The organism is Mycoplasma todarodis, from assembly GCF_004335995.1.
GTDB lineage: Bacteria > Bacillota_I > Bacilli_A > Mycoplasmatales > Metamycoplasmataceae > Mycoplasma_K > Mycoplasma_K todarodis.
Genome location: NZ_PSZP01000013.1, coordinates 1 through 17,012 on the forward strand (window position 1 = coordinate 1; position 17,012 = coordinate 17,012).

Consider the following 17,012-nt stretch of genomic DNA (forward strand, 5'->3'; position numbering starts at 1 on the left):
AAACTAATGAAGCAACAGCAAAAGACGAACTAGATAAAGCAACTCAAGCTCTAGCAGATGAAAAAGCTAAAACAGCAAACTTAGTTAAAATTTCTAAAGGTGCAAAAGCAGCGCAAGATAAAGCAACTCAAGCAGTTAGTGATGCAAAAGCAAAACTTGATGCAGAAGTAGCAAAAACAGCTGATCTAAACAAAAAACTTTCTGATGCAAAAACTAATGAAGCAACACTTAAAAAACAAAAAGCAGATATTTTATCTAAATTAAAAAAAGCTTTAGAAGACCAAAAGAACTTTAAAAATACTGATGATGCCTTCAAAAAACAATTGGAAACAATTAAAAATAACATTAAGACAGCAAAAGAGAAGGTGGATAAAGGTTGAGATAAACTACGCGATGAAAATCAACATTTAAAAGATGTAGAAACAAAAATAAGCGAAGTTGAAAAAGACATTAAAAAGATAAATGAAGAAATTAAAGTTGCTCCTGACAAGAAACCAAAAATACCTCCTAAGTTAGCAAGGAATTTAGAAAACGCTAAAAGAATAGAAAAATTAATGCCATCTTATAAGAAAAGATTAGCGGATAGAGAAAGAGAATTGAAAGCTGAATTAAGTAAACCAAATAATAAGGGTGGTCATAATTTAAGAAATTCTCAAAATTCCGGTAAGATTCGTGACTTAGAAAGACAAATTAGAGGTATTAAGCACACTATTTCAACGGTAACTAAAAAGATGAAACATATCAAGAATAAATTGAAAGGTTTCCAAGATAAAAAAACTAAATCAGAATTAAGAGAAGATTTAAAAAATAAACAAGGTGAATTAAAACGTTTAAATAATGACGCTGATAAAACCAAAACAGAAATCAAAGAAACAACTCAAAATAATTCGAAATTACACAAAGAATATGAAACAAACAATAATAACGAAAAAACGCTTGAACAAAAAAGTGAATTAAACAAAAAACAATCAAAAAACAACGATGAACAAATCAAAAAACTTAAAGCACTATTGAAGAAAGTTGAAAATAAACTTTTAGATGCACAAGCAAAAACATCCGATGCACAAACAAACGTCGATAACAACGCAACCGCAATCACATCATTAACAAAAGATAAAGATCAAGCTGACACTGCATTAACTGATGCAACAACAAAAGCTGACAAAGCTCAAACTGATGTTGATAATAACACATTAGCAATCAAAAAACTTGATACTAACAAAGCGACAGCTGATAAAGCACACCAAGATGCACAAGCAAAAACATCTGATGCACAAACAAACGTTGATAACAACGCAACCGCAATCACATCACTAACAAAAGATAAAGATCAAGCTGACACTGCATTAACTGATGCAACAACAAAAGCTGACAAAGCTCAAACTGATGTTGATAACAACGCAGCCGCAATCACATCATTAACAAAAGATAAAGATCAAGCTGACACTGTATTAACCGATGCAACAACAAAAGCTGACAAAGCTCAAACTGATGTTAATGAAGCTCAAACTGATATTAATGTATTAAAAGACGTTAAAAAAACACAAGAGAAAGAATTGATGAAAAAAATTGATGAAGCAAATGCAGTTGTAAATACGGCATTGAATTCAGCTCTTGGAAATAATGATGAAACTATCGATAAAGAAAATAAGAAATTCAATAGGAATTCAATTAAAACAATAATTAATGGTGATGAATTAAAAGAAATCATTGCTAGACTTAGTGAAATCAAACAACTTTCAAAAGTTAAGAATTTCGCAATAGGTGAAAAAATTGTTGCTGATGCACATTCAAATGAACAGATCAAACAATTTAAAGAGAAATTAGAAAAAATATTAAATAATAAAGTCGTCCTTAAATCTAAAACAATTGCTGATTTATATGATGAAGCTAAGAAAATTCTTAATGATAAAAAGAATCTTCCTACAACACAATTCTATGCTCATGAATTATACTAATTGATAGTAATAACCCGTTTGGGTTATTTTTTTATTTGATAATTAATTACCACTTATTTTTACAGTGTTTTTTATAAGTAGTTAACATAAAAAAATGTTTCTCTAAACTCTATTTATTCCTTTATAATTCACTTATGATAAATGAACAAAGAATACAAAAACTTATTTCTCAAGCCGGGGTGGCTTCACGTCGAAAAGCTGAAGAATTAATAAAAGAAGGTAAGGTAGTAGTAAATGGTGAATATGCAAAATTAGGAGATAAAGCATCATTCAAAGACGATATTTTAGTAAATGGAATTCCGTTAATCAAACAACAACACGTTTACTACATAATGAATAAACCGTTAAAAACTATAACATCGCTAAGTGATGATAGAGAAAGAACAACGGTAGTGGATATTATCAAGGAAAACGTTTACGTATTCCCTGTTGGAAGACTTGATTACAATACAACTGGTACTTTGATACTTACAAATGATGGAGAGTTAGCAAATAAACTAATGCACCCTTCTAGTCAAATACCAAGAACATATAGAGCAAGATTAGAAAGACCTTTAACGGAACAAGAATTGAATTTCTTAAATTCCAAAAAAGTTTCATTAGATGGTGAAACATCTGAACAAATTATTCAAAAAGTGGATGCAAAAGCATATTTGATTTCTCTTACACAAGGTAAATATCACCACATTAAAAGATTATTTGAATTAGTTGGGGTAAGGGTTCAATCGCTTTCAAGACTTGAATTTGCAGGACTTACATGTGCTGGATTACAAAAAGGTGCATATAGACAATTAAAGTCAAAAGAAATTAAATGATTAAAACAATTAGTTAAATAAAAATCCATTTAAGGATTTTTTTATTTGTTGATAATTTGAAGTAGAAAAAAATTATCTAAGTGTTAAAATTAATATAGATTTAAAATCATAAAGGAGAAAAAATGATTAAATTAGGAAAAGGAAAGAAAACACTTTTCACTTTAGTTGCGGTTTTTGATAAATCAAAAATGCCTAAAGAAGTTTTACAAGAAAAAAATACTATTACAGTATTCCCTACAAAACAGGAAGCATATATTTACCTTGGTAAAAAAGCAGATTACACTGTTGATACATTAAAAACTGCTATCAAGAAAATTGTTGCTGAAAACAAACGTGGATTTAATGTTGATGCTTCAACATTTATCGCAAAAAACGTTAAGGAAGAACAAGTTACAAAATTATTTATTGAAGATGTAATGTTCCAAACAACTATTACTTGAAATAAAAAAACAGGTAAAGATGCAAATAAAAAAGCGAAGGAAATCATTCTTATTAATGTTGAAAAAGCAGAATCAAAAGAAATTGCGAAAGAATCATTAATCCTTGCGGAAGCACAAGCGTTTGTACGTAATGCTCAAAACATGGCACCAAATGAATGTACTTCAACAATACTTGCAGACATTTACAAGAAAGAATTTGATGGAGTTTCAAACGTTTCAGTTAAAGTTCTTAAAAAATCAGAAATTGAAAAACTTGGAATGGGTCTTTTATTAGCTGTTAATATGGGATCAAATGATGACGCTAGAGTTGTTGTTATGGAATACAAGGGAGATAAATCTTCTAAAGAAAAAACTGTTATGGTTGGTAAAGGTATTACATTTGATGCTGGGGGTATGAATATCAAAACTGGTAGAAACATCCTTGGAATGAAATATGATATGTCAGGATCAGCTGTTGTAGTTGGAGCTATGAAAGCAATTTCACAATTCAAACCAAAAGCTAATATATCAATAGTTGCTCCACTTACAGATAACAAAGTATCAAAAACTGCAGGACTTCCTGATTCAGTTTGAACTTCTATGAATGGTAAAACAGTTGAAATCAACAACACTGATGCTGAAGGTAGATTAGTTCTAGCTGATGGTATTACATATGCTGTTAGAAAACTTAATGCTACAAGAATTATTGATGTAGCTACATTAACAGGTGCAGTACTTGTTGCTTTAGGAAATACTTACACAGGTGTTTGAGCGACAGAAGATGCAGATTGAAAAATGGTTGAGAAAACAGCTGCAGAACAAAATGAATTAGTGTGAAGAATGCCTTTCCACTCAGATTTCTCAAGATTTATCAAAAATTCAAATGTTGCAGATCTTAAAAATACAGACCTTACAGGTATGGGTGGGTCATCATCAGCTGCTATGTTCTTAAAAGAATTTACAGAAGATGTTCCTTACATCCACTTCGACATCGCTGGAACAGCTGATGTTAAAGGTGATTGTATGGGTCCATTAGTTAAAACATTAGCTAAACTTATTAAATAACAAAATGATATTTTAAAAATACTGATTTTATATCGGTATTTTTTTTGAGTCATTTTACACGAGAATATTCCTAAAAAGAATTCCCTAATTATTCTGTAGTGTAAAATTTTGTCCTATAACTTTATTTATTTGTCCACCCAGTTTATTCATTCTTTTAAGCCTTTCTTAGCAACAAAACTTCTACTCAAATCTGCTATTTTAATTTAACATTTTTGTAAAAATCATTTTATTTTTCTTCCATATAATAAGGGTATATTAGTTAAATGGAGGAAAATGAAAGTATCAATTATCATGGGTTCAAAATCAGATTTACCAACAATGGAAAACGCAATGAAAATATTGGAAGATTTTAGTGTGGAGTATGAAGCTAAAATAGTTAGTGCACATAGAACACCTGAATATATGGTGGAATTTGCTAAACAAGCAAAAGAAAATAATATTTCAATAATTATAGCGGGAGCTGGTGGAGCGGCACATTTACCAGGAATGGTAGCATCTTTAACAACGTTGCCTGTCATTGGAGTTCCTGTTAAGTCAAAAACTTTAAACGGGGTGGATTCACTGTTAAGTATCGTCCAAATGCCAGGAGGAGTTCCAGTTGCAACAATGTCAATTGGCGAATCGGGTGCTAAGAATGCAGCTTTGATGGCTATCAGGATATTATCTCTGCAAGATAAAATTCTCGAAGAAAAAATGGAGAAGTTTATGTGTTCTCAAAAGGAGCGTGTTTTAAATGAAGAACTATAAAAAAGTGTTGATAATCGGAGGGGGTCAACTAGGCATGATGATGTCAGAGTTTGCACCTAAATACTCATTAAATATTTCAATAATTGATCCGAATAAAGATTGTTCGGCTTCTAAGTATGCAAATGTTGTGGTTGCTGCAGAATTCACAGATAAAGTTGTGATTGAAGAGCAATCACGCAAAAACGAAGTTATTACATATGAATTTGAAAATATTAATGAAGAAGTTCTTGCGAATTTCTCAAAAAAACTACCTCAAGGAATCATTGCTAATGCAATTTCAAAAAATAGAATTAAAGAAAAAACGTTTATAAAGCAGTTAGGTTACAAGACCGCTGCTTTTTGCGTACCTAAATCAATAGATGAGGTTGAAGAGTTTATTGTTGAAAAAGCGATTTTGAAAACAACTGAAGGTGGATACGATGGAAAGGGTCAATATTTAATCCAAAAGAATGATCTTTCGGAAATAGAAAAATTAGATTTCTCTAAAAATTCATACATATTAGAGGAATTTATTGACTTTGATTATGAGATTAGTGTTGTTGCAACTAGAGATAAATTTAATAATACCTTTGCTTTTCCTGTAACAAGAAATAAACACAAGGATCAAATATTATTTTCTTCTGAAATGGAATATAAATATCAAAAGTTTTTTAATGAAGGGGAAATCATAGCAAAGAATATAATGGAGGAATTTAATTATGTGGGAACATTCTGCATAGAGTTCTTTGTAATTGGTGAAGAATTAATAATAAATGAAATGGCTCCAAGACCTCATAATTCAGGTCATTTAACTCAAGAAGGGTGTGATATTTCTCAATTCGAACAACATATTAAAGCTATTATTGGACTAAAGATTGAACGTCCTAAAATGCTTCAAGAAACCTATATGGTCAATTTAATAGGGGAAAACTATAAATATTTAGGTTACTTTGACAATGAGGATATTATTTCTCACGATTATTACAAAACATTCATAAAAAAAGGCAGGAAAATGGCGCACATAAATATAAAGAAAAAAAGTGAATATGAAAAAATTGTAAGCATCATCGAAGGAGGAAGAAATGAATAAAAGATATCTAATAGGTAAGAAAAAAGGGTTTGACAACAACAAGAAAGAAATAGTTGGAAAGATTTCAAAAGTGATTAATGTTGATTGAGAAGATGTTGAGGTTTATATTGGTTATGACGCTATTGATTTGTCTCGTGAAAAAGAATTGTTAGAAATTATATTTTCTGAAGTAACTGATATCAGAAAAAAAGTTTCGGAATTAAAAGGAACTATCATCGCATACGAATACAAACCAGGTCAATATGATAAGAGAGCGGATGCTGTTCAACAATCACTAAGTTTATCTCACGAAAACAACACAACTATCATTACCAGTGTCATTATTGAGATTAAAAAAGAAGTTTCAGAATTAAAGGTAAAACAAATATATGAAAAAATAATAAATCCAATTGAATATAGAAAAAAAGATTTAAATAAAATCGAGATGGATATACATGATACACCAATGGACGTGCCAGTAGTTGAGGGATTTGTTCAATTTAATACAGAACAGCTAAAAGAATATCATTCTTTAAATAAATTTTCTTTTGATTTTGATGATTTAAAATTCATTCAAAGTTATTTCCAAGAGAATGGGAGGGATCCTAATTTATTGGAAATAAAAATGTTGGATACATATTGATCGGATCATTGTAGGCATACAACGTTTCTAACAGAACTTAAAAATATTGAATTTGGTAAAAGCGTTGAATCTAAAATTATTAAAAAAGCTTGAAAAAAATACATAGAACAACGGATTGAAATAAATAATCATAAAAATATAAATCTAATGGATATGGCAACACATGGTGCCAGGGTTCTGAAAAAGAAAAACAAATTAAATGATTTGGAAATTACAAATGAAATTAATGCGAATTCATTTAAAGTGTTGGTTGATGAAGATGATAAAGAACACGAATATTTATTGATGTTTAAAAATGAGACTCATAATCATCCAACTGAAATAGAACCTTTTGGAGGTGCTTCAACATGTTTGGGAGGGGCTATTAGAGATACATTGTCAGGTAGAGCTTATACATTTCAAGGTATGCGGATAACGGGTTCTGCAAACCCCTTAAAAAGTGAAGTACTACCAAATAAGTTGCCTCAAGCTTATATAACAAGAACTGCAGCCGATGGTTTCTCTTCATATGGTAATCAAATAGGTATGGCTACGACTCATGTTAAAGAATATTATGATGAAGGATTTCTTGCAAAAAGACTTGAAACTGGATTCGTGGTGGGTGCAATTAAAGCATCTGAAATAAAAAGAGAAGAAGCGAAACCTGGAGATATTGTAATGATGGTTGGTGGAGGAACTGGTAGAGATGGAATTGGCGGAGCTACTGGCTCTTCTAAAAAACAAACTAAAGATATTAAGGAAAATGCATCTGCTGAGGTTCAAAAAGGTAATGCTATAATCGAGAGAAAAATTCAAAAACTAACTAAAAATCATCAATTTACAAATTTGATAAAAAAATCAAATGATTTTGGAGCGGGAGGAGCATGTGTTGCATTGGTTGAATTAGCTGAATCAATAGAAATATATTTAGATAAAATCACTCTTAAATATAAAGGTCTTTCTCCAATGGAAATAGCTCTTTCTGAATCGCAAGAAAGAATGTCATATGTTATTGAATCTAAAGATAAAGAAAAATTTGAGAAGTTATGTAAAGAATCAAATCTAGATTCTTCACATGTCGCAACTATCACTGATAATAAAAAAGTTATTATGAAGTTTCAAGAAGAACAAGTATTTAATTTAGATTCACATTTCATTTCTTCTAATGGAACTGATAAAAAAACCGATGTTCTTATAGATGAAAAATGAGATGTGACTCCTTTCATTGAAGGGGCTTATTCAAAAGAACGTTTTATTGAAACTATGAAGTCGTTGAATGTAGCGTCGCAAAGAGGACTTCAAGAAATGTTTGATTCATCAATAGGTAGAGGAACTGTGGTTTCACCTTACGGTGGAAAGTATCAAACAACACCATCTCAAATATCCGCTCAAAAAATACCTACAAAAGGATTCACTAACACCGTTTCCGTTGCATCACATGGTTATGCTCCAGAATTAGCTAATGAATCTCCATTCCTTGCAGCACAATACTCTGTAGTTACTTCTATAGCGAAATTAATTGCTAGTGGGGTTCCTCTGAAGAATACAAAAGCTTCATACCAGGAATATTTTGAAAGAATGAACAATAAGCGAACATGGTCGAAACCGATCCAATCATTATTAGGGACATTGGAAGCTCAAATTTTATTGGAGGTGCCATCTATCGGAGGGAAAGATTCGATGTCTGGAACATATGGCGATATAACAGTTCCCCCAACATTAATTGCTTTTGCTATTAATGTTGTAAAAGCTGAAAAAATAATCACTGCTGATTTAAAAAATATAGGCACAAATCTTTATTTGATTGAAATACCAACAAATGAAATGTTGCAAATAAATCTTTTAAAAACAAAAGAAACCTTTGAAAAAATTGAACAAATGCATAATAACAATCAAATCACATCTTCATTCGTTGTTGAGGAAGGTGGGTGATTGCCATCATTGACAAAAATGACCTTTGGAAACAAAATTGGTTTTAAAATCACTAATGAAAAATTATTGGGAGAAGCCTTCTCATTTAAGAAAGGTTCGATAATAATTGAAACTACAGAAGAATTAAGTGAAGAATATTTTAAAAAAATTGGTGAAACAACAAAAGATATTCACATCCAAGGAAAGGTTTTTGATATTGGTGAATTAAATGATATTAATGAATCGGTGCTTGAAGAAGTTTTCCCATTGAAATTTGAAGTAGAAAATAATGTGATAAATAAAACATTTAATTCTAAAAAAACCTTTAAGTATACCGAAGAAATTAAAGAGCCTAGAGTACTTATTCCCGTTTTTCCTGGTTCTAATTGCGAAGACGATTTACAAAAGGAATTTGAATACGAAGGTGCAAAATGCGAACAAATAATTATTAATAATTTAACTACAAAACAATTATTGGTTTCTCAAAGAGAATTTGTTGAGAAGTTGAAAGAATCACACATTTTATGCATTCCGGGTGGATTCTCCGCAACTGATGAACCAGATGGATCAGGAAAATTCATCGCTATATTTATGAAGTCTCCAAGAGTTAAAGAAGCAATTGAACAACACATAAAAGATAAAAAAATGATAATAGGTATTTGCAATGGATTCCAAGCGTTAATTAAAACAGGGTTGGTTCCATATGGTAAGTTTATTGATTTTAAAGGCTCAGAACCTATGCTTTATAAGAACTCAATAAATAAACATGTAGCAAAATTTGTGACCACTAAAGTAACTTCTAATAATTCGCCATGAACCAACAAATTCAAAATTGGTGAAAAACACACGTTAGCTATGTCGCATGGAGAAGGAAGGATTATAGTAAGTGAAGCTGAAGCTAGGAAATTGTTTGAAAATGGTCAAATTCCATTTCAATATGTAGATTTAAAAGGTCAAGTTACTATGGATTCATCCTTTAACCCTAATGGTTCGATGTTTGCAATTGAAGGAATGACTTCTAAGGATGGATTGATATTAGGGAAGATGTCGCATACAGAAAGATTTGAGCAAGGTAATTTTAAAAATATATATGGCAATAAAAAACAAAACATTATAAAAAATGGGGTTGAATACTTCAAGGGAGTTAAAAATGAATAAAATTTATGAAGGAAAAGCAAAAATTCTTTTTCAAGGAGAAAAAGAAAATGAAATTATCATCCACTATAAGGATGATGCAACAGCTTTTAATGGAGAAAAGAAAACACAAATTTCTAATAAAGGTTTGATAAACAATAAAATAACTGAATATATTTACTTACATCTACAAAAGAATGGGATAAAAACCCACTTCATAAAAAGAATTGATGAAAGGAAACAATTGTGTAAAAAAGTAAAAATCATACCTCTTGAAGTAATTGTTAGAAATATTGCTGCTGGTTCTTTTTCAAAAAGGTATGGAATTGAAGAAGGAAAAAAATTAACACAAAGAACATTGGAAATTTCTTATAAGGATGATGATCTTGGAGATCCTTTGTTGAATGATTACCATGCAATTTCATTGGAACTTGTTTCAAGAGAACAATTAGATATTATTTATCAAGATGTATCAAAAATTAACGAGATACTAATAGAGTTATATGAATCAATTGGTATAGAGTTGGTTGACTTTAAGGCTGAATATGGAATTGATGAACAAGGAGAAATTATTCTTGCTGATGAACTTTCACCAGATACTTCAAGACTTTGAGATAAAAAAACTAACAAGAAACTTGATAAAGATAGATTCCGTAGAGATATGGGGGATGTTGTTGAAGCTTATAAAGAAATAGAAAAAAGATTAGGGGTGCAATGTGGATCCTAAAATAAAAGAAGAATGTGGACTTTTTGGTGTTTATAATCCACCAAAAGAAAAAGAGGTTGTTAATTTTGCATTACATTCCCTACAACATAGAGGGCAAGATGCTTGTGGAGCGGCAGCATGGAAAAATAATAAAATAGAATATTTCAAAGATATTGGATTGGTTTCTGAAGTGTTTTCTAAAAAAGAAAATACTGACAAAATCAAAAACGGAGATATTAAAATTGGTCATGTTAGATATGCTACAACAGGGATTAATGAACGTGTTAATGCACATCCTTTTGTTTTTGATGAAAAAGGTTATAAGATTGCCATTGTTCATAATGGTAATTTAGTTAATTCAACAAATATAAGGAAAGAATTGGAAGAAAAAAATATTGAAATTATTTCAACAAGTGATACAGAATTGATTGGACATTTGTTTCTGTTATCTACTAAAAATACTATTATTGAAAAATTGAAAGAGGTATGCAATAAAATAGAAGGTGCATTTTCACTGTTAATTATAATTAACGGAAAATTATATGCAATAAGAGATAAATTTGCTATTAGACCATTTGTTATAGGTAAGAAAAAAGATTCGTATTTCTTTGCTTCAGAATTATCGGCATTAACAATTAATGATGTCCGTTTCTTTAGGGAAGTTAAACCCGCTGAAATAGTTGTTATTGATCAGAGTGGTCTGAATTCACACTATTACACATCAGATACAAAAACACTTCCGTGTTCGATGGAATATATTTACTTTTCAAGACCTGATAACGTGATCAATGGAGTTGTTGTTCAAGAGTTTCGAAAAGAAACTGGCAATAAATTAGCTGAGTTGTTTCCAATTGATGCTGACTTAGTTGTTCCAGTGCCTGATTCGGCAATTTCTTGTGCATTGGGTTTTTCAGAAACATCAAAAATTCCCTTGGAATTCGGGTTAATTAAAAATAGGTATATCGCAAGATCATTTATAGCTCCAAATCAATCAGAAAGAGAAAGAATGGTTATGGCGAAATTAATGGCTTCTTACCAAGTTCTTGAAGGTAAAAGGATTGTGTTGATTGATGATTCAATCGTAAGGGGTACAACAATCCAAACAATTATTAATTTACTAAAAAAAGCAGGAACAAAAGAAATCCACTTAAGAATTGGTGCTCCTGAATTTAAATTCCCGGCTGTATATGGGATTGATGTTTCTTCAAAAAGTGAATTAATTTCAAATAATATGCACAAAGATGAATTGGCAAAACATTTAGGTGTGAATTCTTTGGAATTCTTGCCAATTAAAACATTAAGTGAGATATTAAATCATCAAACATTATTAACGTATTTCGATGGAGTTTATCCAACAGAAAACAAAGGAAAAATATATGAATAAAAATTACAAAGATGCAGGTGTTGATATTGATGCCGGTTATAAAACTATTGAAGGAATAAAACCTTTTGTTAAAAAGACTATGAATAACAATGTTTTATCTTCTCTTGGAGGTTTTGGTGGATTATATGAATTACAAAAATATGAAAAACCAGTATTAGTTTCAGGAACAGATGGGGTTGGCACTAAATTGTTATTAGCTATTGAAAATGAACAATATTCAATCGGACAGGACTTAGTTGCCATGTGTGTTAATGACATTATTACGTCAGGAGCAAAACCACTATTCTTTTTAGATTATTTTGCCACAGGTAAATTAGAACCAAAAGTTGCAACTTCAGTTATTAAATCAATAGCTGATGCTTGTTGCGAAGTGGAGACAGCATTGATAGGTGGAGAAACTGCAGAAATGCCTGGGATGTATAAAACAGGACATTTTGATTTAGCTGGATTTGCCGTAGGTGTTGTTGAAAAAGAAAAAATGATAGATATCAATGATGTTTTAGAGGGCGATGTAGTTATAGGGTTGGATTCATCTGGCCCTCATTCTAATGGTTTTTCATTGATTAGAGATGTTATTAAGGGTAAGGAAGTTTCAAAAGAAATGAATCAAAGTTTACTTAAACCAACAAAACTTTATGTGAAACCCGTCTTAGAGGTTATAAGTAAATTCAAAATTAATTCAATGGCTCATATTACAGGAGGTGGATTTTATGAGAATCTTCCAAGATCTGTTAATAAAGGTATGGGGTTTGAAATAAAAAAAGAATCTTGAGAAATTCCTAAAATCTTTAAGGAAATACAAAAACTCGGGAATATAGAAGAAAAAGAAATGTTCTCTGTATTCAATATGGGTATTGGCTATATCATGATTGTTAAACCTAGTGAAAGTAAAGAAATCATTGAATTCTTAAGTAGACTAAACACTAAGGCACAAGCAATTGGGGTTGTTACAAAGAACCCGGGAGTTATTTTTGTATAGAATTGCCATCATGTTATCTGGTAACGGTTCGAACTTCCAAGCAATTGTGGAGCATTTTAAAAATGTGAAGGATATAGAGGTTGCAATGTGTATCTCTAATAAAAAAGATGCATATGGAATACAAAGAGCTAAGAACCTTGATGTTAAATATAAAATATTTGAATTAAATGATTTCAAAACTAGACAAGAACAAGAAAAGGCTATATCTGAGACTTTAAGTGAAAACAAGATTGATTTAGTTGTTTTAGCTGGTTATATGTTAATTTTAAAATTTGATTTATTAGAGTGGAGTCAAAGAATGATTAATGTACACCCTTCCCTTTTGCCAAAGTTTCCAGGTAAAAGTGCTATAAAAGATACTTTCTATGCAGGAGAGCAAAGAGGTGGTATTACAATCCACTTTGTGGATTCAGGTGTTGATACAGGAGAAATTATTGAACAAGTTTCAATAATGATTGATAGAAACAAGGGGATTGAAAAATTTGAAAAACAAATTCATGAATTAGAATGAAAATATTACCCCAAAATAATTGAGAAAACAATAAGGAGCAAATAAATATGAAAAAAGCGTTAATTTCGGTTTCGGATAAAACAAAAGTTGCAGAATTCGCAAAAGGATTAATTGATAATGGGTTCGAAATACTTTCAACAGGAGGAACTTTAAAACATTTGCAAAACGCAAAATTAGAAGTTAAATCAATAGATGAATATACGAGTTTCCCAGAGATGTTAGATGGAAGGGTTAAAACGTTGCACCCAAAAATTCATGGGGGTTTATTAGGAGTTAGGGATAATGAAAATCATATAAAACAAATGAAAAATAATGACATAGAAGGAATTGATTTGGTTTGTGTTAATTTATATCCTTTTAAAGAAAATTTATTGGCGAATCAACCACACGAAGTTATGGTTGAAAAGATTGATATAGGTGGACCATCAATGTTGAGATCAGCAGCTAAAAATTATAAATTTGTTACCGTTGTTACAAAGGTTGAGGATTACAATACAGTATTAAAAGAAATCAAAGAAAATGGAAATACTAAATTAGAAACAAGGGCAAAACTTGCGGCAAAAGTTTTTTCAGAAACTGCAGCATATGATTCTATCATTGCTAATTACTTAATCAAAGAGACAGGAAGTAAGGTTGATAAAAAAACAATTACTTTTGAGTTACAACAAGAGTTAAGATACGGTGAAAATTCTCACCAAGAAGCAAGATGATACAAAGGTGTATTGAGGGATAAGTTGTCATTAACAAACGCCAAACAATTATGAGGTAAGGAATTATCATACAATAATATTCAAGATGCTAATTCAGCTGTTGAGATAATTTCTGAATTTGGAGAAATGAAAGAAGTTGCAGTTGTAGCTTTAAAACATATGAACCCATGTGGGATAGGTCTTGGAAAAACTGCTATTGAAGCATGAGAAAAAGCTTATAGTTCCGACTCGGTATCTATATTCGGTGGAATTATCGCTATGAACGAACCTGTGACAATAGAGGTTGCTGAAAAAATCTCTAAAATTTTCTTAGAAATAGTAATTGCGCCTAAGTTTGAAAAAGATGCTTTTGAATTGTTAACCAAAAAGAAAAACATAAGACTCTTAACTATGGGATTGCGTGAGAAAGTTCAACAATCCGAAAGATATGTTTCTGTAGGTAGTGATTTATTGATTCAACAAGCTGATACTATCTCCGAAGGCATTGAAGACTATGAGGTTGTAACAAAAATCAAACCATCAAAAGAAGATATGAAACAATTGGATCTCGCTTGAAAAGCTATTAAGAATGTTAAGTCAAATGCAATACTACTATGAAAAAATGGAGGAACAATTGGTATTGGTGCTGGTCAAATGAATAGATTAAGTTCAACTAACATAGCAATCGAATGAGCAGGGGATAAGGTGACTAATTCATTCTTATCTTCCGATGCATTTTTCCCTATGCCAGACTCTATAGAAAACGCAGCTAAAGCTGGAATAAAAGCAATAATTCAGCCTGGTGGATCTATTAAGGATAAAGAAGTTATTGAAGCAGCTGATAAACATGGGATTATTATGGTTTTCACTAAGAAAAGGCACTTCAAACACTAATGAAATTCTTAATTATTGGAAATGGAGGAAGAGAGGATGCAATCGCTTGAAAACTCCTTCAATCAACAAAAGTAGAACGTGTACATATATTACCTAGGTCAGTGAGAAAAAATCCTAAATTAACGTCGCACGATATTGAAATTGATAAACATGATGATATTTTGAAATTGAGTTTAAAAGAATCAATTGATATTGTAATTATTGGCCCAGAAATTCCATTGTGCGCTGGTTTATCTGATTTACTAAGAAAAAATAAGATTAAAGTATTTGGTCCATCTAAAAAAGCTGCACAATTAGAAGGTTCAAAAGCATTCGCAAAAAAAATGATGAAAGAATTCTCAATACCTACAGCATCTTCCATTGAAACAAATGATTATAATGAAGCAATAACATATGTTCAAGACTTCAATAAGTGACCGATTGTTATAAAAGCTGATGGTTTAGCATCAGGTAAAGGTGTTCTCATAGCTCGGGAAATGGGCGAAGCTCAAGATTTCCTACAAAAAGTATTGGAAGAAGATGTTTTTAATTCAGGAAAGAAAGTTGTTATTGAGGAGTTTTTAGATGGTGTGGAATTTTCTCTATTAGCTTTTGTAAATCGCTCCGGTATTTTTCCGTTAAAGGTAGTTAGAGATTATAAAAAAGCATATGATGGTGATAAAGGTTTAAATACTGGAGGTATGGGTATAATAACTTCGCTTGCAGATATTACTGATGAAGACATTGAATATGGTGTTGAAAAAATTGTGAAACCAATCATCAAAGGTTTATCGGAGAAAGGTATTGAATATGAGGGTGTACTTTATGCTGGTTTAATGAAGACGAAAACTGGTATTTATACAATTGAATTTAATGTTAGGTTTGGTGATCCAGAAACTGAAGGGTTGATGCCTATTATAGAAAATGATCTAGCCGATATTTTTGATAAAATGGTAAACCATAAACCGATAACTATTAGGTATAATTTAAAGAGTTGTATTGGTGTTGTTGTAGCAAAAGAAGGATATCCTTCTATTTATTCAAAAGGTGCTACATTGAACATACCTAACAATTTAAAATATTTTAATATGGGAATTAGTGAAAATAACAAAGGTGAACTTATTTCCAATGGAGGAAGAGTTATATTGGCTTATGAGGTTGCAGATACGATTCAAGAGGCTAGAAAAAATATTTACGCAAAATTAAAAACGTTAGAAAATAATAAAGAATTCTTTTTCAGAAAAGATATTGGTAAGGAGAAATAATGGCACAACTTTTAAATGGTAGAGAAACATCCAGAAAAATTAAAGAAAAATTAGCAATAAGAGTGGAATCAATTAAGGAAAAAGGAATCAATCCGCATATGGCCATCATTAGAGTTGGAGATGATCCTGCTTCAATAATTTATTTAAGACATAAAAAGAAAGCTTGTGAATCAATAGGTATAAAATATTCTGAAATTCTTTTACCGGAAACAATTTCAGAAAAAGAACTAATAAAGAAAATAAGGGAAGTTAATGGTGATGAATCTATTCATGGTTTAATTGTTCAATTCCCATTACCTGAACATATTTCAAAAACAAAAATTATTAGAGAAATAGATCCAAAAAAAGATGTTGATGGATTACATCCTATAAATACTATGAAGATGTATGAAGGTGAAGAAGGGTTAAGAGCTTGTACACCATTGGGTATCATCACTTTATTGAAACATCACAATATTGAAATTGAAGGAAAAGATGTAGTTATTATTGGTAGGTCTAAAATAGTTGGTTCACCATTGTCAAAAATGATGATGAATGAAAATGCAACAGTAACGATTTGTTTTTCAAAGACTAAGGATTTAGCTCGTCATACCATGGGTGCTGATATACTAATTTCAGCAGCTGGTGTTCCGCATTTAATAACTGAAGATATGGTGAAAGAAGGGTCTGTCATTATCGATGTTGGAGTTTCAAGAATAGATGGAAAAATAGTTGGTGATGTTGATTTTAAAAATATAGAGCCAAAGGTTTCATGAATTACGCCTAACCCTGGAGGTGTAGGCCCAATGACTATCGTTTCCCTATTGAATAATTTAGTAAAAATTATTGATAATAAACCAGATGAAATTTAAAAATATTATAAAAGCATTGCTTTTATTTTTTTTAT

At 30.8% G+C, this 17,012-nt stretch carries 13 protein-coding genes; all 13 read left to right on the top strand.

Annotated elements, in window-relative coordinates; translation table 4 throughout:
• On the top strand, nucleotides 1-1,958 hold a 1,958-nt coding region (locus C4B25_RS04715), incomplete at its 5' end, for a hypothetical protein (protein ID WP_168380677.1).
• Nucleotides 1,959-2,092: 134 nt separating this feature from the next.
• Nucleotides 2,093-2,794: a pseudouridine synthase gene (locus C4B25_RS02185; protein ID WP_335904853.1), complete on the top strand. Its 702-nt coding sequence runs from the start codon at nucleotides 2,093-2,095 to the stop codon at nucleotides 2,792-2,794.
• A gap of 101 nt (nucleotides 2,795-2,895) precedes the next feature.
• Nucleotides 2,896-4,257, top strand: a complete 1,362-nt coding sequence (locus C4B25_RS02190; protein ID WP_131613430.1) for a M17 family metallopeptidase — start codon at nucleotides 2,896-2,898, stop codon at nucleotides 4,255-4,257.
• Nucleotides 4,258-4,530: 273 nt separating this feature from the next.
• Nucleotides 4,531-5,004, top strand: coding sequence for a 5-(carboxyamino)imidazole ribonucleotide mutase (purE, locus tag C4B25_RS02195; protein WP_131613431.1), 474 nt, complete (start codon nucleotides 4,531-4,533; stop codon nucleotides 5,002-5,004).
• A complete protein-coding gene (locus tag C4B25_RS02200) occupies nucleotides 4,991-6,073 on the top strand; it encodes an ATP-grasp domain-containing protein (protein ID WP_131613432.1) in 1,083 nt (360 codons plus the stop codon). Before purE ends, C4B25_RS02200 begins: the two co-directional genes overlap by 14 nt.
• Nucleotides 6,066-9,743 carry a phosphoribosylformylglycinamidine synthase gene (locus tag C4B25_RS02205; protein ID WP_131613433.1) on the top strand — a complete coding sequence of 1,226 codons (3,678 nt, stop codon included), beginning with the start codon at nucleotides 6,066-6,068 and terminating at the stop codon, nucleotides 9,741-9,743. Before C4B25_RS02200 ends, C4B25_RS02205 begins: the two co-directional genes overlap by 8 nt.
• A complete protein-coding gene (gene purC / locus C4B25_RS02210; RefSeq protein ID WP_131613434.1) occupies nucleotides 9,736-10,446 on the top strand; it encodes a phosphoribosylaminoimidazolesuccinocarboxamide synthase in 711 nt (236 codons plus the stop codon). Before C4B25_RS02205 ends, purC begins: the two co-directional genes overlap by 8 nt.
• A complete protein-coding gene (gene purF, locus C4B25_RS02215; protein ID WP_131613435.1) occupies nucleotides 10,436-11,809 on the top strand; it encodes an amidophosphoribosyltransferase in 1,374 nt (457 codons plus the stop codon). Before purC ends, purF begins: the two co-directional genes overlap by 11 nt.
• Nucleotides 11,802-12,788, top strand: a complete 987-nt coding sequence (gene purM, locus C4B25_RS02220) for a phosphoribosylformylglycinamidine cyclo-ligase (RefSeq protein WP_131613436.1) — start codon at nucleotides 11,802-11,804, stop codon at nucleotides 12,786-12,788. Before purF ends, purM begins: the two co-directional genes overlap by 8 nt.
• The gene (gene purN, locus C4B25_RS02225) at nucleotides 12,781-13,344 is read left to right on the top strand and encodes a phosphoribosylglycinamide formyltransferase (RefSeq protein ID WP_210725170.1); all 564 of its coding nucleotides are present in this window, start codon (nucleotides 12,781-12,783) and stop codon (nucleotides 13,342-13,344) included. Before purM ends, purN begins: the two co-directional genes overlap by 8 nt.
• Nucleotides 13,345-13,346: 2 nt before the next feature.
• Complete coding sequence (gene purH, locus C4B25_RS02230; RefSeq protein WP_131613437.1) at nucleotides 13,347-14,882, top strand: bifunctional phosphoribosylaminoimidazolecarboxamide formyltransferase/IMP cyclohydrolase; 1,536 nt, start codon at nucleotides 13,347-13,349, stop codon at nucleotides 14,880-14,882.
• The gene (purD, locus tag C4B25_RS02235) at nucleotides 14,882-16,126 is read left to right on the top strand and encodes a phosphoribosylamine--glycine ligase (protein ID WP_131613438.1); all 1,245 of its coding nucleotides are present in this window, start codon (nucleotides 14,882-14,884) and stop codon (nucleotides 16,124-16,126) included. The genes purH and purD overlap by 1 nt, the downstream gene beginning before the upstream one ends.
• Nucleotides 16,126-16,977, top strand: coding sequence for a bifunctional 5,10-methylenetetrahydrofolate dehydrogenase/5,10-methenyltetrahydrofolate cyclohydrolase (locus tag C4B25_RS02240; protein ID WP_131613439.1), 852 nt, complete (start codon nucleotides 16,126-16,128; stop codon nucleotides 16,975-16,977). Before purD ends, C4B25_RS02240 begins: the two co-directional genes overlap by 1 nt.
• Nucleotides 16,978-17,012 lie beyond the last annotated feature (35 nt).